We start from the raw sequence: 21,747 nt of genomic DNA on the forward strand, positions 1-21,747 counted from the left end.
TGCCCGGCTATCAATATAGCAAAAATACAATACCACTGGGAAACGAATTCTCGGTAGCCGCGCGACCGTTACTGCCGGGCTCATGTTGTTCGCCGGGCGTCATGCCGATCCGCCGAGGAAAACCGGTGTCCGACACCTGTTTTCCGGATGACGCCCCGGAAAAAGGTGTCCGACACCAGGTGCATCTGCCGCGAAAAGTGTCCGTCACCAGGTTGAATCTGCCGGGGGAAGCGCCTGGCACCCGGGGACGCCGCTGCCGGCTACCCCAGCTGCTCCAGCAAGAACGTATAGGTCAGCGCCCACATCTTCGCCTGCTGGTCGTTGTTGGCGGCGCCGGCATGGCCGCCCTCGGTGTTTTCCCAGTACAGCACGTCGTGCCCCTGTTCCTGCATCTTCGCCACCATCTTGCGGGCGTGGCCGGGATGGACCCGGTCGTCGCGGGTCGACGTGGTAAACAGCACGCGCGGGTAATGCCGGTCCGGGAACACGTTATGGTAGGGCGAGTACCCGGCGATGACCTGCCACTGCGCCGGATCGTCGGGGTCGCCGTACTCGCCCATCCACGACGCGCCAGCCAGCAGCTTGCTGTAGCGGCGCATGTCGAGCAGCGGCACCTGGCAGACGACCGCGTTGAACAGGTCCGGCCGCTGCGTAAGCGCGGCGCCCACCAGCAGGCCGCCATTGCTGCCGCCCATGATGCCGAGGTGGTCCGGGCTGGTGATCTTCCGCCTGACGAGGTCTTGCGCCACGGCGATGAAGTCGTCGAAGGCGCGCTGGCGGTTCTCCTTCAGCGCGGCCTGGTGCCAGCGCGGCCCGAATTCGCCGCCGCCACGGATGTTGGCCAGCACGTACACGCCGCCGTGCTTCAGCCAGGCTTCGCCGGTCACGCCGCTGTAGGACGGTTTCAGCGACACTTCGAAGCCGCCATAGCCGTACAGCACGGTGGGATTGCCGCCGTCCAGCTTCACATCGCGGCGCTGGACCACGAAGTAGGGCACCAGTGTGCCGTCCTTCGACGCCGCGTGGAACTGTTTCACCTCGTACGGGCTGGCATCGAAAAAGCCCGGCAGCGATTTGAGGGCGGTGCGCTCGTCGCTGCCGGCATGGGCCAGGTGGACCGTGGTCGGCGTCAGGAAATCCGTCACGACGAGGAAGTAGTCGTCGGAAGCGATGGCGTCCAGCGGCATCACCTCCAGGGTGCCGAAGGCCGGCGCATCGACATCGCGCCGCTGCCAGCGGCCATCCACGTGGCGCAGTTCGACGAGCCGGTTCTTCACGTTGTCGAGCACGTTCAGCAGCAGCGCCGAACGGGTCGAAGCCACGCCGTCGAGCGATGCCGTCGCCGTCGGCGTGAACAGCACCTCGAAGGCGCGCTCGCCCGCCATGAAGCGGCGGAAGTCGGTGGCCAGCAGCGCACCCTGCGGGTACGCCTGGCCGTCGACCGTCCATTCGGAGCGCAAATCGATGACCAGCTGGTCGCGCACCGTGTAGGCATTGGCGTCGAGCGGCTTGTCGACTTTCGTCAGCCGGTCGCCTTCGCGCAGGAACAGCTCGCTGCTGTAGAAGCCGATCTGGCGCGACACGAACTGGAACTCGTGGCCCGGCGTGAAGTCGCGCCAGGCGCCCACGCCCAGGTCTTCCGGCAGGGCTTCGTAGACGGTGCGCGCCGCGGCCAGCGGCGTGCCGCGCTTCCATTCCTTCACGATCCGGGCGTAGCCGGAGGTCGTCATCGACCCGGGGCCGAAATCGGTGGCCACGAACAGCGTGTCGGCATCGATCCACGCGATGTCGCTCTTCGCCTCGGGCAGGTTGAAACCGTCGGCGACGAAGCTGCGCGACGGCATGTCGAATTCGCGCACGACGACCGCGTCGCCGCCGCCGCGCGACAGCGACAGCAGGAAACGCTCGCCGCGCGGGTACAGCGAGGAAACGCCGCTCCACACCCAGTTCTCTCCTTCGTCGGCGGCCAGCCTGTCGATGTCGAGCACGGTTTCCCAGCGCGGTTCGGGCAGCCGGTACTGGTCGAGCGTGGTGCGGCGCCAGATGCCGCGCACGTGCTGCGCGTCGCGCCAGAAGTTGTACAGGTAATCGCCATGCTGGCGCACGAAGGGAATGCGTTCGTGCGAGTTGAGGATGGTTTTCAGGCGATCGTGGATCGCGCCGTACTGCGGCCGGGCCTCCAGTTCGTCCAACGCCACGCCGTTCTGTTGCCGTACCCAGTCCAGCGGCCGTTCGCCGCCCACGTCTTCCAGCCACTGGTGGGGGTCTTCCGGGGTGGCGGCTTGCAGGCCGGGCTGCTGGGGGGACGAACGCATGCGTGCTCCTGTATTGGTGGAACGCGTACTCTACACCAACGTTGCCGCAGCGGCATTCGTGTGGCAATCGACGCGCCGTGCTGTCACAATCGCAACTCGTCAAGTCAACCGTGGAGTCTCCCATGCGCATCGCTACCTTCAACATCAACGGCATCGGCGCCCGCCTGCCGGCCCTGCTGCAATGGCTCGAGGAAGCCCGGCCGGACGTGGCCTGCCTGCAGGAGTTGAAGGCGCCGCAGGAAAAGTTTCCCGCGGCGGCGATCGAGGCGGCCGGCTACGGCGTGATCTGGCATGGCCAGAAAAGCTGGAACGGCGTGGCGATCCTGGCGCGCGGCACCCAGCCGGTCGAAGTGGGGCGGGGCCTGGCGGGCGATCCGTCGGACGAGCAGAGCCGCTACATCGAGGCGGTGGTGGGCGACGTGGTCATCGCCGGCCTGTATCTGCCGAACGGCAACCCGGCGCCGGGGCCGAAGTTCGATTACAAGCTGAGCTGGATGGAGCGGCTGATCCTGCGCGGCGAGCAGTTGATCGCCACCGGCGCGCCGGTCGTGATGGCCGGCGACTACAACGTGATCCCGACCGACCTGGATGTCTACAAGCCGGAACGCTGGGTCGACGACGCGCTGTTCCGGCCCGAGACGCGCGAGGCGTTCGAGCGGCTGATGGCGCAGGGCTGGACCGATTCGCTGCGCGCCATGTACCCGGGCGAGAAGATCTACACGTTCTGGGACTATTTCCGCAACGCGTACGGCCGCGACGCGGGCATCCGCATCGACCACCTGCTTCTGAGCCCGTCCCTGGCGCCGGCACTGAAGGCTGCCGGAGTCGACCGCGATGTGCGCGGACGGGAAAAGCCCAGCGATCATGCGCCGACGTGGATCGAGCTGGATGCGAAGAAGATCCCGAAGGTAGCCAAGGTGAAGGCGAAGGAGGTGCCGTAGAACGCTGGTGACTGGGTGACACCGCATCTGCCGGATCGCGTGGCAGGCGTCCCGTTTCCGGGCCCTTGCCCGCCTGGCCCGGAGCGAAATGGCTGCTCCGCGCAGGGCGGCGGCTGCCCCGGTCTCGCCGGGATGGTTACTGCTGCCGCTTTTTCTCCTCCTTCTTCACCTTCTTGATTTCCTTTTTTTCCTTCACGGTCTTGGCCGGTTCTTTTTTGGTGGATTTCTTGGCATCCTGGCTTTTACTCATTGCATTGCTCCTGCGGTGGGTTGGGGAGGGCCCGGGCATCGTGCAACATTGCCGGGCGCGCTATGACACAGCTATGAAGCAGGTTACATGGTTTGACCGCTTACGTCCGTCCGCGTGGTTGCCGGCGCCCTTGCGTTTCATCTCAAGTATGAGATACATTCCCATATATGGGAAATGAACACACATTCGACGCAAAACTCGTTGCCCGGCTCGCCGCGTTGCGCGAAGCCCGTGGCTGGTCGCTGGAACAACTCGCGCAGTTTTCCGGCATCAGCCGCGCCACGCTGTCACGCCTGGAGCGCGGCGAGTCGAGTCCCACGGCCGCGCTGCTCGGCAAGCTGTGCAGCGCCTATGGCATGCCGATGTCGCGCCTGATCGCCGAGGTCGAGGAGGGCGGGGCGCAGCTGATCAGGGCAGCCGACCAGCCCGTGTGGACCGATCCCGCCAGCGGCTTCACGCGCCGCATGGTATCGCCGCCGGCCAGGGGCCTGCGCGGCGAACTGATCGAAGGCCGGCTGCCGGCCGGCGCCGTCATCGACTACGAACAGCCGTCGCAGCCGGGCCTGGAGCAGCACATCTGGCTGCTGGACGGCCTGCTCGACTATACGCTCGACGGCGTCACGCACCGGCTGCAGCCGGGCGACTGCCTGCGCTTCCGCCTGTTCGGTGCCACGCGCTTCGCCTGCCCCGGCGCCACCGGGGCCCACTACCTGATCGCCATCTGCGAACCATGATCACCATCGAAGAACTGTCCGGCGACGCCATCCGCGCGGTCGCGCATGAACTGGCCGACGTGCTGCACGACTGCGTGGCCGATGGCGCCAGTGTCGGTTTCCTGCAGCCTTTCACGGCGGCCGATGCGCGGCGCTTCTGGGAGGATGTGGCGGCCCAGGCCGATGCCGGTGCGCGCACGCTGTTCGCCGCACGCGGCGACGATGGCGTGGTCTGCGGCACCGTGCAGCTGGCGCTGGCCACGCCTGCCAACGGTGCCCACCGTGCCGAAGTGAACAAGATGCTGGTGCACACGCGCCATCGCCGGCAGGGCATCGGCCGGCTGCTGCTGCGGGCCGCCGAAGCGCGCGCCCGGGCGCTGGGCCGCACGCTGCTGGTGCTCGACACGTGGGTGGGCAGCGGCGCCCAGCACCTGTATGCGGGCCTCGGCTACCGCACCGCGGGCGATATTGCGCAGTACGCGATCCTGGAAGGGAGCACGCTGGGTGCCACGCGCGTGATGTACAAGGTGCTTGGGCCGGTCATCGACGTGGCGGCCGCCGATCCCGCGTCGGGCGATGCCGTGTCGCTGATGCGCGAACTGTCCGAGGTACTGCGCGGCATCGCCGGCGACGACGGCACGGGCTCGTTCGATCCGGCGATGTGTGTCGCGTTCGCCATCGCGCGCGATGACCGGGGCAGGGCGGTCGGCTGCGGCGCACTGCGCGCCATAGACGGCGAGATCGCCGAGATCAAGCGCATGTATGCCCGGCCCGGCAGCGGTGCGGGGGCCGCCGTGCTGGCGTTCCTGGAAGCGCAGGCCGGTGCGCTGGGGTACCGGGGCCTGTGGCTGGAAACGCGCAAGGTCAATACGCGGGCGGTGCGCTTCTATGATGCCCAGGGTTACCTGCGGATTCCGAATTTCGGCAAATACATTGGGAACGATGGCGCGGTATGCTTCGGCAAGCGGCTTTGATCATCTGACAGTACCTTCCGCCCCGGCGCCGGCAGACGAGCGAGCACGCTGGCGCAAGAAAGACCTGTTGAATGCCATCGCTGCATTCATACGCTTCCACTTGGCGTCGACGTCCGGCTCGGCCACTCCATATCGCTGAACGTCGACCCGCCGGGCGAATGGACGGAAGCGGCCGTGGCCGCCGCCTGCCTCGACGATGCCCGTCGGCGATTCGGCATCGAGCGCAATCCCGATGAATCGGGCAAGAGCTGGGAACTGGGCGCCGAATGGCTGGAGGAGGCGATCGAGTTCGCCCTGTCGGACGAACGGTGGCCCAGGCAGAAGGCGGGGCCGCTCAGTCTGTTTGCAGCATATCACTTCAATTGGCGCGATCTCTCGAACGAGTTCCCCGAGCCGTTGGCCAGCCGGGATCGCGGCACGTGCAGCGTGATGTTGAACTTGCACCGTCGTGCATTATCGGTCGCGCCATTCTTTATCTTCCCGATGGCGTACGAGAGCCCGGCGTTCCAGCCATTCGTCGACCGGCTCGCGGCGGCGCTCCCGTTCGAGATCAAGAGCAGGCACCTGCGCCGCATGCTGGTCAATCCGAAAAACGGCGCCACGCGTTACCTGCGTCTCGCATAACGTTTCTGGTCAGTTGTTCGGGAGCGAACGCAGCGGCTCCAGCCACGCGCGAGGATCGTGGCCGATGCCATGCAGGTCCGGCATTATCCGGCGCCTGGCAGGAAGCGATAACCCTGCCGGCGGCAGGATCACGACCGCTTCACCTGCCCGATCACGCTCGCCACCTTGGTCGTGATGACATCGACCGCCGGCACATTCGCGCCGTGAGGAAGGATGACATCGGCATGGCGCTTGGTCGGTTCGATGAACTGCTTGTGCATCGGGCGTACCGTTTCCATGTACTGGCCGACGATGCTCTCGACCGAGCGGCCGCGTTCGGTGATATCGCGCTGCATGCGGCGGATGAAGCGCACGTCGGGCGCGGTGTCGACAAAGATCTTCAGCGACATCATCTCGCGCAAGTCCGCGTCATACAGGGCGAACAGGCCTTCGATCACGATGACCGGGGCCGGCTTGACCAGGATGGTCCTGCTGGAGCGGTTGTCGATCGTGAAATCGTACTCCGGCATCTCGATCGCCTCGCCATTGCGCAATGCCTGCACGTGCCGGACCAGCAGCGGCCAGTCGAACGCTTGCGGATGGTCGTAATTCTGCCTGCGGCGCACGTCCGGAGGCAAGTCGGACTGGTCGTTGTAGTAATCGTCCTGCATGACGACCGACACCATATCGGCGCCGAACGACGCAAGCACCTGCTGGGAAACCGTCGACTTGCCGCTGCCGCTGCCGCCGGCAACCCCGATGACAAACGGGTGGTAATTAATTTCATTCATCCCGGAATGATACCGGAGCGGCGGCCGGACCGACAGGGTCCGCATCGAACAGGCCGTGTCCTTCCCAGCGCGCAATGCCCGGCTGGCCGCCCGCTGCAACGGCCGCGTGGCCGAAGCCAAGGCTGCGGGCGAGCCGCGGAAAGGCGCGGCAATACACGGGCTGCACGCCGGCCAGCCGCGCCAGTTGCCGGTATTCGACCACCATGCCCGGCGGTATCCGCGCGAGGATCGCGGCGACCCGTTCGCGCCAGTCGTCGGACCACGCCGTTGGCCGGCCCGGCAGGGAGCCGGCCAACGGCGTGGCCGGCAGGTCCGGCAACCGGACGACCGGATCGCCCGTGCGGATGGCGCCGCCGTGCAGCACCCGCGCCAGCATGCCGCGCTCGCGGCCGATCGCCGCCGCGATGCCCGGGCGGCGCGCATCGAGGTAGCCGCAAGCCTCGCACCCGAACGTCAGCCACAGCACCGCTTGCGTGCCCACCCGCAGCAGCGTGCCGGATGAAAAGTGCGAGGTGTCGATATCGAGCAGCAGGTTTTCCCGCAGGGTGTTCGGCGCCAGGCCGTGCCGGCCATACGCGGGCGCGCCTGCCAGCAATACCTGGCGTGGCGACAGCGCATCGGCATGCATGTCGCCCGCCAGGCCGACGCCGGCATCCGCGGCGACGGCGTCGACGGCGCGGATGGCTTCACGTGCATGGGAGCGCAAGGCGATGGCCTGCACGCGGCCGATGGCGGCGCCGGGCAATTGACCGGAGAATGGATCGGCTGATGGATGGGCTGGCTCGTCGGACGGAGCAGCCGATCCGGCGGAGGGCGGTAGTATGGACAAGGCGGCGGGCAGGGCAGGCACGGAAGACCCGGCCGAGTGTATCAGGGATGCCGCATGCCGGACTGCCGGGCCAGTGGGTCCGGTTCCCGCGCGCCCGTGTTCCCCATGCCTGGTCCCGGCATGCCGCCTTCCTGCATGACCGCCTGCTGCGTGACCCAGACCGGCGCGGACCACAGCAGGCTGCCGTCGTCCTGGGTCACCCGCGCATAGTAATAATGTTCGCCGGGCGCCGGGGCGATCGTGACGGCGCCGGCAAGCAGCGTCATCGTCTCCGGGGTGCCGTTGCGGCCGGGTATGCCGGAAACGATGACGAGTTCGCCGAGACCGCGGTCCGCATTGCCGCGGTATTGCACGGCCAGCGTCAGCGTGCCCCGGTTGACGATGCGTTCCCCCATCATTGCGCCGTTCGCGGTCAGCACCACGGATGCGGCCTTGTCCGTCGTGGCGAATACGCGCCGGGCCCGGATCGCGTCGAGCAGGCTGGCCGTCGTCAGCGGCGTGCCGCGCGGCAGCAGCACGCCGGTGCGGTTGGGGGCCGAGGCACCCCAGTTGGCGCAGTGGTTGTCCTGGTTGCTGCTGAAGGCCACGTGCCAGCCCGCTTCGAGCGCCCGCTGGCAGGTGCGTTCGTAGCTGCTCATCCGGGTTTCGCCTTCGTCGGTGCGGTTCGAGAACGCGGCGCTGTTCATCACTTCGCACAGCGCCATCGCCGCATCGCCCTCGGCGCTGTGGCCGAAAGGCTGGCCGTTGGCGTGGAACTGCTGCCGGCCCGGATGGTTGAACTGCCCGAGCCAGCCGCGGCGGCCCAGCAGCGAATACAGCGCGCCGTAGTCGTTCTTCGCGGTAAACGTGTCGCCGATTACCTCGCCTTCGGCATTGCGCTCCCAGCCGAGCAATTCCGGGTTGTCCAGGATGTTCAGGTGGCCGCCGTTGGCGATCACGCCCCATTCGAGCCCGTACAGCGCCACGAAACCGGGATGCGCGGCGGTGAACGCCGCCGCCTGCGCGAGTCCGCCACGATACAGCTGGCGGGCCCGTTCCGGGTCCGCCTGGGGGTCGCTGCCGTCGGAACCGTCATACATGTGGTTGTGTTCGGACACCAGCAGGAAGTCCAGGCCATGTTCCCGCGCGAATGCGTACGCCTGCGCCGGCCCGGCCGGCATGCTGCCGGGATGGCTGCCGCCGCGGCAGTCGGCCACCGGCACGCCGCCATCGCTGTGGCCGGACTGGCTGTGCAGGTTACCCAGGTAAATGTCCCAGGCTTGCCGGGTTTCCGGTACCGGGGCTGCCGCCGACCGCATCCGCTGCGGCGCGGCCGGCGCGGGGCCGATCCGGACGGTGCGCTCTTCTTCGACGGCGGCGGCGGGTTCGCCGCGCGGCGATGCCGTCATCCGCAAGCGGTAGATGCCGGGCGCCATGCCACGCGGACGCCAGGCCACGACGTGCCGACCCGTGCCATCTAGCAACTTTACTCTGCCGCGCCAGCGTTCGACGGGGCGGCCGTCGGCCGCGAACAGTTCCAGCCGCCAGTCCACGCGTTGCGCGGGCGCCGCAGTGGGATTGTTGAAGGTCAATATAAAACGGTGCCCGCCGGCCGTTTCCGATGGCGAGGCGGCCACGCGCCAGGGGGCTTCCAGCCATGCCGAAAATGCATCGTGGTCGGCCGGTCCACCAGGCTGCGCCGCGGCGGGAGACACGATTGCGGCCGCCGCCAGCAGCAGTGCGGACCATCCGGACAGGCATTCGTGCGCGCGCGCCGTTACCATTGCCAGGAGCGGCGCGGTGTGCCGTACGGGAGAGCGGACACACCCGGGCCGCAGGCGGACGAACCCGGATAACGCACTGGACAAGAATCGGACGAATTCCGATGGCAAACTGCCAATGGACGCGCGCATGAAAGCCTCCTGCTCTTCCGTTGGAAACGGATTTTGCCAGTTGGTTCCATCATAATAGTTATCGGGATTTGCGCAACGCCAGGCGCGCGGCCGCGGTGACTGGCCGGGTCTTTCAAGGTATGCTGCCGTATTGCAATAAATTCTCAGTGGATTCACTCGATATCAATGCGCAAGACAGGCGAATACAGGAAGGCACCCGCGATGTCCCGGCTCCTGCAATGGGGTATCGGGCTGATGCTGGCCGCGGCGGTGGGACTGACGCTGTATGTGGCCACCGTCAAGTCGGTGCACGACAATGCGCGGCTGCGCTTCGACAATGCCGCACGTGCCACGCAATACAGCATCGGCACCAGCGTGAAGGCCTATTCGGATGTGCTGCGCGGGCTGGTGGCGCTGTTTCAGGCATCGGACGACCTGTCGCGCGCCGGATTCCGCAGCTATGTCGCCAGCCTGGACGTGCCGCGGCATTTCCCCGCGATCGAACTGATCAACTATGCGCCCGATGTGCGCGCCGAAGAGCGCAAGGCGTTCGTGGCCGTCGTTCGTGGCGACCGCAGCGTGGATCCGGCCGGCTATCCCGCCTTCGACATCCGCCCGCCGGGCCAGCGGGGCCGATATGCGCCGCTGACCTGGCTGGAACCGATGCTGAAGGAAAAGATGGGGGTCGACATCGCCGCCAACCCGGCGATCGCGCGGGCCATGGACCTGTCGCGCGATACCGGCCAGATGAGCGCATCCGGCCAGCCCGTCCGGGTGCAGGGGCCGGTGCCGCACATCGGCCTCGGCATGCGCCTGCCCGTGTACCGGCGGGGCATGCCGGTCGATGACGTGGCCGGCCGCCGCGCCGCGTACCTGGGCTCGGTGGGGATCGGCTTTTCCGTGTCGGCGCTGGTGCAGGGCGCGATCGACGAGATGGCCGACCGCAAGGTGCGCCTGATCCTGTATTCCGATGGCAACACCGCGCCCGACCAGCGGCGCCTCGAAATCGAAAGCGACGACCGGCTCCTGTACAACGATACGGGCGTGCTCGACGCGCCGCCGCGCCTGCCAGGCGACCTGGACGACTATTTCATCGCCGTGCTGCCGATCGATTTCAACGGCTCGCTGTGGAAGGCCCGTTTCTACACGCGCAAGGTGGACATGATCAGCGGCTTCGACCGCCACCTGCCATGGATCGCGCTGCTGACGGGGGGCGCCGGCACGATGCTGTTGTACAGCTACGTGTTCATGCTGACCTCGCAGCGCCGCAACGCGCAGGAGCAGCGGCGCCTGCTCGACAGCGTGCTCGACAACGTGGATGCGCACGTGTACATGAAGGATGGCGAACGCCGCTACATCTACGTCAATGCCCGCATGGCGCAGGTGATGGGGCGCCCGGTCGAGCAGATCGTGGGCCGGACGGACCGCGAACTGCTGCCCGCCCGCGAGGCAATCCGCGCCTGGGCGGAAGACCGGCTGGTGCTGGAAGACGGCATCAAGCGCAGCAGCGAAGGCCAGTTCGTCGACGCGCAGGGCAACACCCGGCACCTGTGGACGGTGAAGGCCGCCGTCGACCTGGAGCGGGGCGCGGCGGTGATCGCGCTGTCCACCGACGTGACCGAGCTGCACGAACTGAAGGAGGCCGCGCAGGCCGCCAGTCGCGCGAAGAGCGACTTCCTGTCGAACATGAGCCACGAAATCCGCACGCCGATGAACAGCGTGATCGGCATGGCGCACCTGGCGCTGAAATCGGTGGCCGATCCGAAGCAGCGCGACTACCTGCAAAAGATCTACCACTCCGGCCAGCACCTGCTGGGCATCATCAACAACATCCTCGATTTCTCGAAGATCGAGGCCGGCAAGCTCGATCTCGAGCTGCTCGACTTCCCGCTCGACGCGCTGTTCGGCAACGTGCTGACCCAGCTCGGCGACGCGGCGACGCGCCGCGGGCTCGAACTGGTGTTCGAAGCGTGGCCCAACGTGCCGGCGCAGCTGCGCGGCGATCCGTTGCGGCTGGAACAGGTGCTGCTGAACTTCACCAGCAACGCGATCAAGTTCTCGGAAAACGGCCGCATCTGGCTGCGCGCCCGCGTCGTCGAGGAACGCGACAACCGGCTCACCGTGCGCTTCGAAGTGCAGGACGGCGGCATCGGCATGACGCCGGCCCAGGTGGACAGCCTGTTCCAGTCGTTCCACCAGGCCGACACGTCGACCACGCGCAAGTACGGCGGCACCGGCCTCGGCCTGGTGATCAGCAAGCAGATCGCCGAGCTGATGGGCGGCACGGTCGGCGTCGAGAGCACGCCGGGCCTGGGCAGCACGTTCTGGTTCACCGCGCAGCTGGAAAAGGGCACCGAGCTGCCCGCCGCGGCGCCCGCCGGCCTGCGGGAGGAACTGCTGGCGCCGCTACGCGGCGCCGCCATCCTGCTGGTGGAAGACAATGTGTTCAGCCAGCAGGTGGGGCAGGAGCTGATCGAGGATGCCGGCGCCACCGTGGTGATCGCCAATAATGGGCAGGAAGCGATCGACCTGCTGCAGAAGGGCCATTTCGACTGCGTGCTGATGGACGTGCAGATGCCGGTGATGGATGGCTACGAGGCCACGCGGCGCATCCGCGGCCACGCCACGCTGTCGGGCATGCCGGTGATCGCGATGACGGCCAATGCCGGCCGCGACGACCAGGTGCGCTGCCAGGAAGCCGGCATGGACGATTTCCTGACCAAGCCGGTCGTGCCGAACCTGCTGCTCGCCACGCTGTCCAAGTGGCTGAGCCTGCGCGCGGCGGACGGGCGCACGGCGCAGGTGCGCACCGTGACCGCCACGCCGGCGGCCGGGCAGGGCGCCGGGCCGGTACCGGCGCGCCGGTCGACCGACATGATGCCGCACCCCGTGCCGCAACCCCTGCCGGTGGAAGCGGCACTGTTCGACTTGAGCGTGCTGGGCCAGACCTTCGGCAACCGGCAGGACAAGATGCGCAAGTATACGGCGATGTTCCTGACTTCCGCGCGCGACGGCCTGGCCGAGATCGACGCGGCGCTGGCGGCTGGCGACCTGAAGCGCCTGTCCGAGCTGGGCCACCGCATCAAGTCGTCGGCACGTGCCGTCGGCGCGCTCGGCTTCGGCGAGCTGTGCCTGGCGCTCGAACGGCTGGAGCCGGACGACGACCCGGCGCGCGCGGCGCAGATCGTCGCGCACATGGGAACGATGCTGCAGCGGCTGCAATGCTTCGTCGAAGTCGACCTCGAACCGCTGCTGCAGGAGCTCGGCGACCAGCCTGGCTGAGGGGCACCTGCCGGAACAGCCGATGCCGGCACGAACCCGGCGCCGCGCCGCGTTGTCCGTGCCGCTACCAACGCCTGTGCCAATTCTTAAGTCGCATGACTGAGCGATAATAGCGAACCGTTCTTCAATTGAAAACCATGGCAACTGGCATCGCCCCCGGCTTACTGATCCTGCATGGCAACCAGCTCGAACAGCTGCGTGCCGCCGTCTTCCAATGGCTGCACAGCCACCCGCTCGCCCCGCTCGAGACGGACGTGCTGCTGGTGCAGTCGAACGGCGTGGCCGAATGGCTGAAGATCGCGCTGGCCGAAGAGGCCGGCGTATGCGCCGCCACCCGCGTGGCGCTGCCGGCGCGCTTCCTGTGGGAAGCCTACCGCACGATGCTGGGCCGCGACCGCGTGCCGCGCATGTCGGCCTTCGACAAGGGCCCGCTGACGTGGCGCCTGATGCGCCTGCTGCCCGACCTGCTGCGCGACGACGCGTTCGAGCCGTTGCGCCATTTCCTCAAGGGCGGCTGCCCGGAACGGCGCATGCAGCTGGCCGAGCGGCTGTCCGACCTGTTCGACGGGTACCAGGTCTATCGCGCCGACTGGCTGGCCGACTGGGCGGCGGGCCGGGACCGGATGTGCTGCCCGCGCGGCGTGCATTACCCGCTGCCGGAAGGCCAGCGCTGGCAGGCCGCGCTGTGGCGCGCCATCATCGCCAGCGTGCCGCAGGAAGAGCGCACCCTGGGCCGCGCCGGCGTGCACACGGAATTCATCCACGCCGTCGAGAGCGGCGCCTTGCCGACACGGCCGCTGCCCCGCCGCGTCGTGCTGTTCGGCGTCTCGGCGCTGCCCTACCAGACCCTGCAGGCACTGGCCGCGCTCGCCCGTTTCACGCAGGTGATCGTGGCCGTGCCGAACCCGTGCCGTTTCTACTGGGGCGACATCATCGACGGCCGCGACCTGCTGCGCGCCGCCCGGCGCCGCCAGCCGCAGCGCAACGGCGTGGATCTGGCGCAGGTGCCGATCGAGGCGCTGCATGCGCACAGCCACCCGCTGCTGGCGAGCTGGGGCCGGCAGGGCCGCGACTACATCCGAATGCTCGACGAGTTCGACGAGGCGTCCGGCGAGGGCGCGGAGCACCTGCGCGTGGACCTGTTCGGCGACGACGAAGGCGACACGCTGCTGGCGCAGATGCAGGGCGCGGTGCGCGACATGCTGCCGCTGTCCGAGCATCATTTCCCGGTGCCGGATGCGCATGACCGCTCGGTGGTGTTCCACATCACCCACAGCGTGCAGCGCGAGGTGGAAGTGCTGCACGACCAGCTGCTGGCGCGGTTCGCGCAGGATCCCACGCTGCGCCCGCGCGACATCGTGGTGATGGTGCCGGATATCGGCGTGTTCACGCCGGCCATCCACGCCGTGTTCGGCCAGTACGGGAAGAGCCGGGGCCGGGGCGATGCCCGCTACATCCCATTCGAGATCGGCGACGTCAACGACCGCAGCGTCAACCCGCTGCTGGTGGCGCTGGAGTGGCTGCTGCGGCTGCCGCAGCAGCGTTGCCGGCAAAGCGAAGTGCGCGACCTGCTTGACGTGCCGGCGGTGGCGGCCCGCTTCGGCCTCGTCGAGGACGACCTGCCCACGCTGGGCCGCTGGATCGAGGGGGCCGGCGTGCGCTGGGGCCTGGACCGCGACCATCGCACCGGCCTGGGCCTGGGGCCGACAGGCGAGCAGAACGCGTGGATCTTCGGCATCCGCCGCATGCTGCTCGGTTATGCGAGCGGCGCCGGCGGCGCGTTCGGCGACATCGAGCCGTACGGCGAAGTGGGCGGCCTCGATGCCGCGCTGGCCGGTTCGCTGGCGCAACTGGTCGAGGCGCTGCTGGCCTGGCGCGAGCGGCTGGCGCAGCCCCGCACGCCGTTCGAATGGGGCGAACTGGCGCGCGCGCTGCTCGTCACGTTCTTCGACGCCAGCGAAGAGGGCGACAGGCTCACGCTGAACGCGCTGGGCGAAGCGCTCGATGCCTGGCTGGAAACCTGCGACGGCGCCGGCTTCGACGAGCCGGTGCCGCTGTCGGTGCTGCGAGAAACATGGCTGGGCGCGCTGGACGAACCGTCGCTGGAACACCAGTTCGTTTCCGGTGGCGTCACGTTCTGCACGCTGATGCCGATGCGCGCGGTGCCGTTCCGCGTGGTGTGCCTGCTGGGCATGAACGACGGCGATTTCCCGCGCCGCACCAGCCGCGCCGACTTCGACCTGCTGGCGCTGCCCGGCATGGCGCGCCCGGGCGACCGCTCGCGCCGCGACGACGACCGCTACCTGATGCTCGAGGCGGTGCTGGCCGCGCGCGACGTGCTGTACGTGAGCTGGTGCGGCCGCAACGCCCGCGACAACAGCGAACAGCCGCCATCGGTGCTGGTGTCGCAACTGCTCGACTACCTGAAGGCCGGCTGGCACATCGACTTGCACGACCGCACCACCGAGCATGCGCTGCAGCCGTTCTCGCGCCGCTATTTCGAGGAAGGCGGCCTGTTCACCTATGCCGCCGAATGGCGTACCGCGCACGCGGAAGGAACGGCGCCCGGGCTGCCCGCCGGCCTGCCGCCGTATGAACTGGACGAGCGCTTCCGCCTGAAGCTGGCCGGCCTGGCCGCGTTCCTGCGGCAGCCGGTGAAGTACTTTTTCCAGCAGCGGCTGGGCGTGCGCTTCGCCGACTCGGCCCTCGTCGGCGAAGACGAGGAACCGTTCACGCTCGATGCGCTGGAGCGCTATTTCCTCGAAGATGAAATGCTCGACGACGACGGCGCCGAAGAAGAGGACGACGTGCGCGCCAGCCTCGCGGAACGGGCGGCCCGGCTGCAGCGCGAAGGCGTGCTGCCGATCGGCCTGCTCGGCGACCGGGTGCGCGACGGCCTGATCGAGGCGCTGCTGCCGGTGCGGCGCGCGTGGCTGCAGCTGCGCGGCGCCTTCCCGGAAGCGGCGCCGAAGCTGCCGATCGGCCTGGAACTGAACGGCGTGGTGCTGGAAGACTGGATCGACGGCCTGCGCGCGGACGGCAGTGCCAAGGTGTGGCTGGGGCAGATGTCGTCCAAGGCGCTGGACAAGGCCGGCCAGCCGCGCGGCGACAAGCTGGCCGGCGCCTGGCTGCGCCAGCTGGCCGCCGCCGCGCAGGGCGTGCCCGTGACCGGGCTGCTGGTGGCGCGCGATGCCGTGCTCTCGATGGCCCCGCTCGACACCGAAGCGGCCCGCGCCACGCTGGCCGACCTGGTCGCATTGTGGCGCCGCGGCATGGACGGGCCGCTGCCGGTGGCCAGCAAGACGGCGCTGGCGCTGGTGTCGGAAGGCGACCCGCGCGAGATCTACGAGCACGGGTTCGACCGGCGCGGCGAGAAGGACGACCTGTGCCTGTACCGGCTGTGGCCCGAATACGGCGACCTGGCCGCCGAGCCGGACTTCAGGGCCACCGCCGAGGCGCTGTACGGCCCGCTCGTGGCATGGCTGGCGAACGTGGAAGTGCAGCCGATCGAAGGCGGTGCGGCATGAGCCGCCTGCTCGAACCGATGACGTTCCCGCTGCACGGCACCCGGCTGATCGAGGCCAGCGCCGGCACGGGCAAGACGTGGACGATCGCCGCGCTGTACCTGCGCCTCGTCCTGGGCCATGGCGGCGACGACGCCTATGCGCGCCCGCTGCTGCCGGCCGACATCCTGGTAATGACGTTCACCCGGGCGGCCACGCGCGAGCTGTCGAACCGCATCCGCGAACGGCTGGTCGAGGCGGCCGCCTGCTTCCGCGGCCAGGTCGAGAGCTGCGACCCGTACCTGGAGGGCCTGCTGGAAGCGTATCCCGACGACACGGGGCGCCAGCAGGCCGCGCACCGGCTGATGCTGGCCGCAGAAACGATGGACGAAGCGGCGATCTTCACGATCGACGCCTGGTGCCAGCGCATGCTGCGCGAGCACGCGTTCGACAGCGGCAGCCTGTTCGACGAGGAATTGATCACCGACGAGGCGGCGCTGTTCGAGGATGCCGCGCACGATTACTGGCGCCAGCAGGTGTACCCGCTGCGCGACCCGGCCCTCGGCGCGCTGCTGGAATGCTGGCCCGACGTGGAGCGGCTCAAACGCAGCCTGCGCGAACTGGTCCGGCGGGCCGACGAGACTTGGAACTCGCGGGAACCGCTGGGCGTGCTGATCGCCCGTTCGCTGCGCGAACGGCAGCAGCTGGCCGCGCTGAAGGAAGGCTGGAGCGGACGGCTCGAACGGATGGAACTGTGGCTGGAGCGGCAGAAGGCCGCGAAGCAGCTCGACGGCAAGCTGATGAAGTCGAACTGGCTGGCCGGCTGGTTCGGCAGCCTGAAGGCATGGGCCCTCGACCCGGAGATGGTGGATCCCGGCATGTCGGCATCCGGCTGGAAGCGCCTGGTGCCATCGGGGATCGAGGAAGCGTACAAGGGCTCCGGCATTCCGGACGATTTCGAAGCGCTGGCGCAGCTGAAGGAAGCGCTGGACGCCTGCGAACCGCTGGCGCACCGCCTGTACCGCCATGCGGCCGGCGTCATCGCCGCCCGCATGGCCGAGCTGAAGGCGCGCGACCGGCAGTTCGGCTTTGCCGACATGCTGGTACGCCTGCAGCATGCGCTCGAAGGCGAGAACGGCCCGGCGCTGCGCCAGCGCATCACCGAACAGTATCCGGTGGCGATGGTGGACGAATTCCAGGATACCGCGCCGTCGCAGTACCGCATCTTCGATCTGCTGTACCGCGTGGCGGACAACGACCCGGCACTGGGGCTGTTCCTGATCGGCGACCCGAAGCAGTCGATCTACGGCTTCCGCGGCGCCGACATCCACAGCTATCTCGCCGCGCGAAGCGCCACCGAAGGCCGCCACTACCAGCTGGGCACCAACTACCGTTCCACGCGCGACGTGGTCGACGCCGTCAACCGCATCTTCCTGCACGCGGAAAACGCGGCCGGCGGCAGCGGCTTCGCGCAGGGCGCATTCCGCTTCCGCCGCGGCGCCGAGAACCCGCTGCCGTTCGATGCCGTCGACGCCAGGGGGCGCGGCGAACGGCTGGTCGGCGTCGACGGGCAGCTGCAGGCGCTCACCGTGTCGTGCAGCGAAGTGCCGGACCTGAAGGCGGACGGCTACCGCGACTTCTTCGCGCAGCACTGCGCCGAACACATCGTGGGGTTGCTGAACGATCCGAAGACCGGCTTCGACGGGCCGGAACGATTCCACCGGCTCAAGCCGGCCGATATCGCGATCCTGGTGCGCGACAGGAAAGAGGCCGCGGCCATACGGCGCGCGCTGCAGCAGCGGCGCGTGCCGAGCGTCTACCTGTCCGACAAGGATTCGGTGCTGGAAAGCGACGAGGCGAAGGATGTGCTGCGCTGGCTGGCGGCATTGGCCAATCCACTCGACGGCGCGCTGGCCCGCGCCGCGCTGGCCACCCGCACCGCCAACATTCCGCTGGCCGAGCTGGCGCGGTTGTCGATGGACGAGCTGGCGTGGGAAAGCCGTGTCGAGCAGCTGAAGAACCTGCACGCGATCTGGCAGCGGCAGGGCGTGCTGGCGATGCTGCGGCGCTTCATCCACGAACTGGGCCTTCCGGCCGCGCTGCTGGCGCCCGGAAACGTGGGCGGCGAGCGCAGCCTGACGAACCTGCTGCACCTGGCCGAGCTGCTGCAGACGGCCAGCCGCCAGCTCGACGGCGAACAGGCGCTGATCCGCTGGATGGCCGAGCAGGTCGAAGGCGAGGGGGCGATGGGCGACGAACAGGTGCTGCGGCTGGAATCGGACGCGGAACTGGTCAAGGTCGTCACCGTGCACAAGTCCAAGGGCCTGGAATACCCGCTGGTCTACCTGCCATTCGCGGTCACCGCCCGCAAGGTCGACAGGCGCAACCGCAGCTTCTTCGAGTACACCGACGGCGGGGGGACGCGCCGCATCGACATGGCGCTGTCCGAGGAGGCGCAGGCGGCCGTGGAGGCGGCCCGCATCGAGGAAGACCTGCGCCTGCTGTACGTGGCGCTCACGCGCGCCCGCCACTTCCTGTGGCTCGGCGTGGCCGCGCTGCCGGCCAGGAAGGAGGGCACCAACGTGCTGCACGAGTCGGCGCTCGGCTACCTGCTCACGGGCGGCGCGCAACTGCCCGCCGAAACGTTGCAGGAGCGCTGGCGGGAAGTGGCCGGCGACTGCGGCGCGATCGGCATTGCCCCGCTGCGCCATCCGGAGCGGGTAACGCGCCTCGACCGCGTCGAGGAACGCGCGGCGCTGGTGGACCCGCGGCCATACGGCGCGCAGTTCGAACGCAACTGGTCGGTCGGCAGTTTCACGTCGCTGGCGCGCGGCACGCTGGCCGCGCCGCGCCATGCGCAGGAAGAAACGCTGCTCGAAGGCGAGGGCGCGGACGTGACGCCCGGCCGCGTGGACGATGCGCCATGGCACCGCTTCCCGCGCGGCTCCGTGCCCGGCAACTTCCTGCACGACCAGCTGGAATGGCTGGCGCAGGAAGGCTTCGGCTGCATGGACGATGCCGCGTGCGAGCAGCGCATGGCGCGCCGCATCGAGCGGGCCGGCTGGGGCCACCGTTCGGCCGATACGATCGCCTGGCTGCGGGCGGCGGTGACGACGGCGCTGCCGCCGCTCGGCGCGTCGCTGTGCGACATCGGTACCTTGATGCCAGAAATGGAATTCTGGTTCCCCAGCGAGCACCTGGCGACCGGCGCGCTCGATGCGCTGTGCCGTCGGCACCTGCTGGGCGGCATTTCGCGGCCGGCGCTGCCGCAGCGGGCCCTGCACGGCATGCTGAAAGGCTTCTCGGACCTGGTGTTCGAGCATGAAGGGCGCTACTGGGTGCTGGACTACAAATCCAACATGCTGGGCGGCACCGATGCCGCCTACCATGCGAAGGCGCTGGCGCAGGGCATGGCGGAACACCGCTACGACGTGCAGGGGGCGATCTACCTGCTGGCGCTGCACCGGCTGCTGGCGAGCCGGCTGGGCGACGCGTACGACCCGGCGGAACAGCTGGGCGGCGCTGTGTTCTTCTTCCTGCGCGGAATCGGCAACGCCGCCACGCACGGCTGCCACCTGCTGAAACCGGACCCGCAACTGCTGGACGAACTCGATGAACTGCTGCGCAGGGGCGCCGCCGAAACCCTGGGAACCGATGATGACTGACCATACGGCGCTGTTCGAGACGATCGGCGCGCTGACCGAAAACGGCAAGCTGCGGCGGCTGGCGGGCGCGTTCGCCCGCTTCGTGGCCACGCTGGGCAACACGCCGCCGCCGCTGCTGCTGGCCAGCGTGCTGCTGTCCGAACTGGAAGGGCGGGGGCACAGCTGCCTGGTGCTCGCCGACCTGGCGGGCGATCCGTCGCCGCAGCTGGGCTGGCTCGATGGCGAGTGGGCGGCATTGCGCGCCGCCGCGGCCCGGGAAGGCGCCGCGTTGCCGAAGAACGCCAACGGCTGGCGCAAGGCCCTGCACGACTGCGAGCAGGTCTGGTCGGTGGGCACCTTCGACTTCAACCAGCCGCTGGTGCTCGACGGCGAACGCCTGTACCTGCGCCGCTACTGGCGCGACGAGGCGACAGTGGCCGCTTCGGTGCGCTCGCGCGCGCAGGCCGGCACCGAAGCCGGTGCGAGTACCGCTGCCGACACCGGCGCCATTCGCGGCTGGCTCGACAAATTGTTCCATCATCCGGTGCGCGACGGCGGGCCGGACTGGCAGAAGATCGCCTGCGCCGCCGCGCTGCGCGGCCGGCTGGCCATCATCACGGGCGGTCCGGGCACCGGCAAGACGTACACCGTGGCGCGGCTGCTGGCGCTGCTGCTGGCGATGGCCGGCGACGAGGCGCATGGCCTGCGCATCGCCCTGGCCGCGCCCACCGGCAAGGCCGCCGCGCGGCTGAAGCAGTCGATCGACTCGGCGCTCGACGAGCTGGCGGGCAGGCTCGGGTCGGCGCTGCCGCTGCGCGAACTGGCGGCGCGGATGGGGGCCGCGCGCACCCTGCACAGCCTGCTGGGCGCGCGTCCGGATACCCGCAGCTTCGCCTACAACGCCGGCAATCCGCTGGAAGTCGATGTGCTGATCGTCGACGAGGCGTCGATGGTGCACCTCGAGATGATGGCGGCCCTGCTGGCGGCACTGCCGCCGCATGCGCGGCTGATCCTGCTCGGCGACAAGGACCAGCTCGCGTCCGTGGAAGCCGGCGCCGTGCTGGGCGACCTGTGCGCCCAGGCCGAAAGCGGCAACTACGATGGCGCCACCTGCGACTACGTGCTGGCCGCCGCCGGCGAGACGATTCCCGCCGCGTTCCGCGAACGCGATGGCGGTCCGCTGGCGCAGCGCATCGTGATGCTGCGCCAGAGCCGCCGCTTCGGCGGCCCGATCGGCCAGCTGGCCATGGCCGTCAACCGCGGCGACAGCGATGCGGCGCGCGATGTCCTGCGCGGCGACAGCGGCGGCCGGCTGCGCTGGATCGAAGGCGCGCGTCCGGGCGACGTCCTCGCCCTGGCGCTGCAGGGCCGTCCCGGCACCGGCGCCGGCTACCGCGATTACCTGGAACGGATACAGGCCGGCCCCGGCGACGATCACGAAGCCTGGGTGCGCGACGTGCTGAAGCGCTTCGAGCAGTTCCGCCTGCTGTGCGCGGTGCGCGTCGGCGAGTGGGGCGTCGCCGGCCTGAACGAGGCGATCGAGCAGAAACTGGACAGCGCAAGGCTGATCCGCCGCCGCGGCGAATGGTACGTGGGGCGCCCCGTGATGGTGACCCGCAACGATTACGCGACGGGCGTCTACAACGGCGACATCGGCCTCACGCTGCCCGACCCGCTGCGCCCCGGCTCGCTGCGCGTGTGGTTCTCGGACGGCGAGGCGGTGCGCAGCGTGCTGGCGACCCGGCTGCGCAACGTGGAAACGGCGTTCGCGATGACGGTGCACAAGTCGCAGGGCTCCGAGTTCACGCACACGGTGATGGTGCTGCCGCCGCAGGCCAATGCCGTGCTGGCACGGGAGCTGGTCTATACGGGCATCACGCGGGCGCGGGAGTTCTTTACCCTGGTGTCGCCCAACGCGGCGGTGCTGGCCGAGGCCATCGGCGAGCGCACGCAGCGTGCGAGCGGGCTGCGGGAGGCGCTGGGAACGTGACGTCGGGGCCGGTCGCGGCGAAGTGCGAACGCGCGACGGCC

At 68.9% G+C, this 21,747-nt stretch carries 13 protein-coding genes; 9 read left to right on the forward strand and 4 right to left on the reverse strand.

Going from position 1 to position 21,747, the window contains the following annotated elements; genetic code table 11:
* Nucleotides 1-260: 260 nt before the first annotated feature.
* Nucleotides 261-2,315: a prolyl oligopeptidase family serine peptidase gene (locus GJV26_RS24585; RefSeq protein ID WP_155711280.1), complete on the reverse strand. Its 2,055-nt coding sequence runs from the start codon at nt 2,313-2,315 to the stop codon at nt 261-263.
* A gap of 122 nt (nt 2,316-2,437) precedes the next feature.
* Here GJV26_RS24585 and xth point away from each other — a divergent pair, with 122 nt between their 5' ends.
* From xth to GJV26_RS24605, 4 genes are all read left to right on the forward strand, one after another.
* Nucleotides 2,438-3,256, forward strand: a complete 819-nt coding sequence (gene xth / locus GJV26_RS24590; RefSeq protein ID WP_155711281.1) for an exodeoxyribonuclease III — start codon at nt 2,438-2,440, stop codon at nt 3,254-3,256.
* A 417-nt stretch (nt 3,257-3,673) separates the two neighbouring features.
* Nucleotides 3,674-4,240, forward strand: a complete 567-nt coding sequence (locus tag GJV26_RS24595; RefSeq protein WP_155711282.1) for a helix-turn-helix domain-containing protein — start codon at nt 3,674-3,676, stop codon at nt 4,238-4,240.
* On the forward strand, nt 4,237-5,193 hold the full coding sequence (locus GJV26_RS30350; protein WP_229419429.1) for a GNAT family N-acetyltransferase: 957 nt from the start codon (nt 4,237-4,239) through the stop codon (nt 5,191-5,193). Before GJV26_RS24595 ends, GJV26_RS30350 begins: the two co-directional genes overlap by 4 nt.
* A gap of 174 nt (nt 5,194-5,367) precedes the next feature.
* Nucleotides 5,368-5,817: a hypothetical protein gene (locus GJV26_RS24605; protein WP_155711283.1), complete on the forward strand. Its 450-nt coding sequence runs from the start codon at nt 5,368-5,370 to the stop codon at nt 5,815-5,817.
* 128 nt (nt 5,818-5,945) lie between these two features.
* Here GJV26_RS24605 and udk read toward each other — a convergent pair whose 3' ends face one another.
* Both udk and GJV26_RS24615 read right to left on the reverse strand, forming a co-directional pair.
* Entirely contained in the window at nt 5,946-6,587 is a 642-nt protein-coding gene (udk, locus tag GJV26_RS24610; protein WP_155711284.1) for a uridine kinase, read from the reverse strand.
* Complete coding sequence (locus GJV26_RS24615) at nt 6,580-7,215, reverse strand: MOSC domain-containing protein (protein ID WP_229419430.1); 636 nt, start codon at nt 7,213-7,215, stop codon at nt 6,580-6,582. Before GJV26_RS24615 ends, udk begins: the two co-directional genes overlap by 8 nt.
* Between GJV26_RS24615 and GJV26_RS30355 the strand changes: the two genes are divergently transcribed.
* Nucleotides 7,210-7,356: a hypothetical protein gene (locus GJV26_RS30355; RefSeq protein WP_189442323.1), complete on the forward strand. Its 147-nt coding sequence runs from the start codon at nt 7,210-7,212 to the stop codon at nt 7,354-7,356. The genes GJV26_RS24615 and GJV26_RS30355 overlap by 6 nt on opposite strands.
* 101 nt (nt 7,357-7,457) lie before the next feature.
* Here GJV26_RS30355 and GJV26_RS24620 read toward each other — a convergent pair whose 3' ends face one another.
* On the reverse strand, nt 7,458-9,179 hold the full coding sequence (locus GJV26_RS24620) for a CehA/McbA family metallohydrolase (RefSeq protein WP_229419431.1): 1,722 nt from the start codon (nt 9,177-9,179) through the stop codon (nt 7,458-7,460).
* 330 nt (nt 9,180-9,509) lie between these two features.
* On the opposite strand from GJV26_RS24620, the gene GJV26_RS24625 reads away from it, so the two are divergent.
* The 4 genes from GJV26_RS24625 (at nt 9,510) to recD (ending at nt 21,706) form a co-directional block, all read left to right on the forward strand.
* Entirely contained in the window at nt 9,510-12,569 is a 3,060-nt protein-coding gene (locus GJV26_RS24625; protein WP_229419432.1) for a CHASE domain-containing hybrid sensor histidine kinase/response regulator family protein, read from the forward strand.
* 137 nt (nt 12,570-12,706) lie between these two features.
* Complete coding sequence (gene recC, locus GJV26_RS24630; RefSeq protein WP_155711287.1) at nt 12,707-16,096, forward strand: exodeoxyribonuclease V subunit gamma; 3,390 nt, start codon at nt 12,707-12,709, stop codon at nt 16,094-16,096.
* The gene (gene recB, locus GJV26_RS24635) at nt 16,093-19,737 is read left to right on the forward strand and encodes an exodeoxyribonuclease V subunit beta (protein WP_155711288.1); all 3,645 of its coding nucleotides are present in this window, start codon (nt 16,093-16,095) and stop codon (nt 19,735-19,737) included. Before recC ends, recB begins: the two co-directional genes overlap by 4 nt.
* Nucleotides 19,727-21,706, forward strand: coding sequence for an exodeoxyribonuclease V subunit alpha (gene recD / locus GJV26_RS24640; protein ID WP_308807640.1), 1,980 nt, complete (start codon nt 19,727-19,729; stop codon nt 21,704-21,706). The genes recB and recD overlap by 11 nt, the downstream gene beginning before the upstream one ends.
* The last annotated feature ends 41 nt before the right edge of the window (nt 21,707-21,747 follow it).

The organism is Pseudoduganella dura, from assembly GCF_009727155.1.
Classification (GTDB): Bacteria; Pseudomonadota; Gammaproteobacteria; order Burkholderiales; family Burkholderiaceae_D; genus Rugamonas; species Rugamonas dura.

What these genes read in the sequence shown, in the direction of transcription:
- udk (WP_155711284.1), bottom strand. Translation starts at nt 6,587, where the DNA reads ATGAATGAAATTAATTACCACCCGTTTGTCATCGGGGTTGCCGGCGGC.
- recD (WP_308807640.1), top strand. Translation starts at nt 19,727, where the DNA reads ATGATGACTGACCATACGGCGCTGTTCGAGACGATCGGCGCGCTGACC.
- GJV26_RS24625 (WP_229419432.1), top strand. Translation starts at nt 9,510, where the DNA reads ATGTCCCGGCTCCTGCAATGGGGTATCGGGCTGATGCTGGCCGCGGCG.
- xth (WP_155711281.1), top strand. Translation starts at nt 2,438, where the DNA reads ATGCGCATCGCTACCTTCAACATCAACGGCATCGGCGCCCGCCTGCCG.
- recC (WP_155711287.1), top strand. Translation starts at nt 12,707, where the DNA reads ATGGCAACTGGCATCGCCCCCGGCTTACTGATCCTGCATGGCAACCAG.
- GJV26_RS24620 (WP_229419431.1), bottom strand. Translation starts at nt 9,179, where the DNA reads ATGGTAACGGCGCGCGCGCACGAATGCCTGTCCGGATGGTCCGCACTG.
- GJV26_RS30350 (WP_229419429.1), top strand. Translation starts at nt 4,237, where the DNA reads ATGATCACCATCGAAGAACTGTCCGGCGACGCCATCCGCGCGGTCGCG.
- GJV26_RS30355 (WP_189442323.1), top strand. Translation starts at nt 7,210, where the DNA reads ATGCATGTCGCCCGCCAGGCCGACGCCGGCATCCGCGGCGACGGCGTC.
- GJV26_RS24595 (WP_155711282.1), top strand. Translation starts at nt 3,674, where the DNA reads ATGGGAAATGAACACACATTCGACGCAAAACTCGTTGCCCGGCTCGCC.
- GJV26_RS24585 (WP_155711280.1), bottom strand. Translation starts at nt 2,315, where the DNA reads ATGCGTTCGTCCCCCCAGCAGCCCGGCCTGCAAGCCGCCACCCCGGAA.
- GJV26_RS24615 (WP_229419430.1), bottom strand. Translation starts at nt 7,215, where the DNA reads ATGCATGCCGATGCGCTGTCGCCACGCCAGGTATTGCTGGCAGGCGCG.
- recB (WP_155711288.1), top strand. Translation starts at nt 16,093, where the DNA reads ATGAGCCGCCTGCTCGAACCGATGACGTTCCCGCTGCACGGCACCCGG.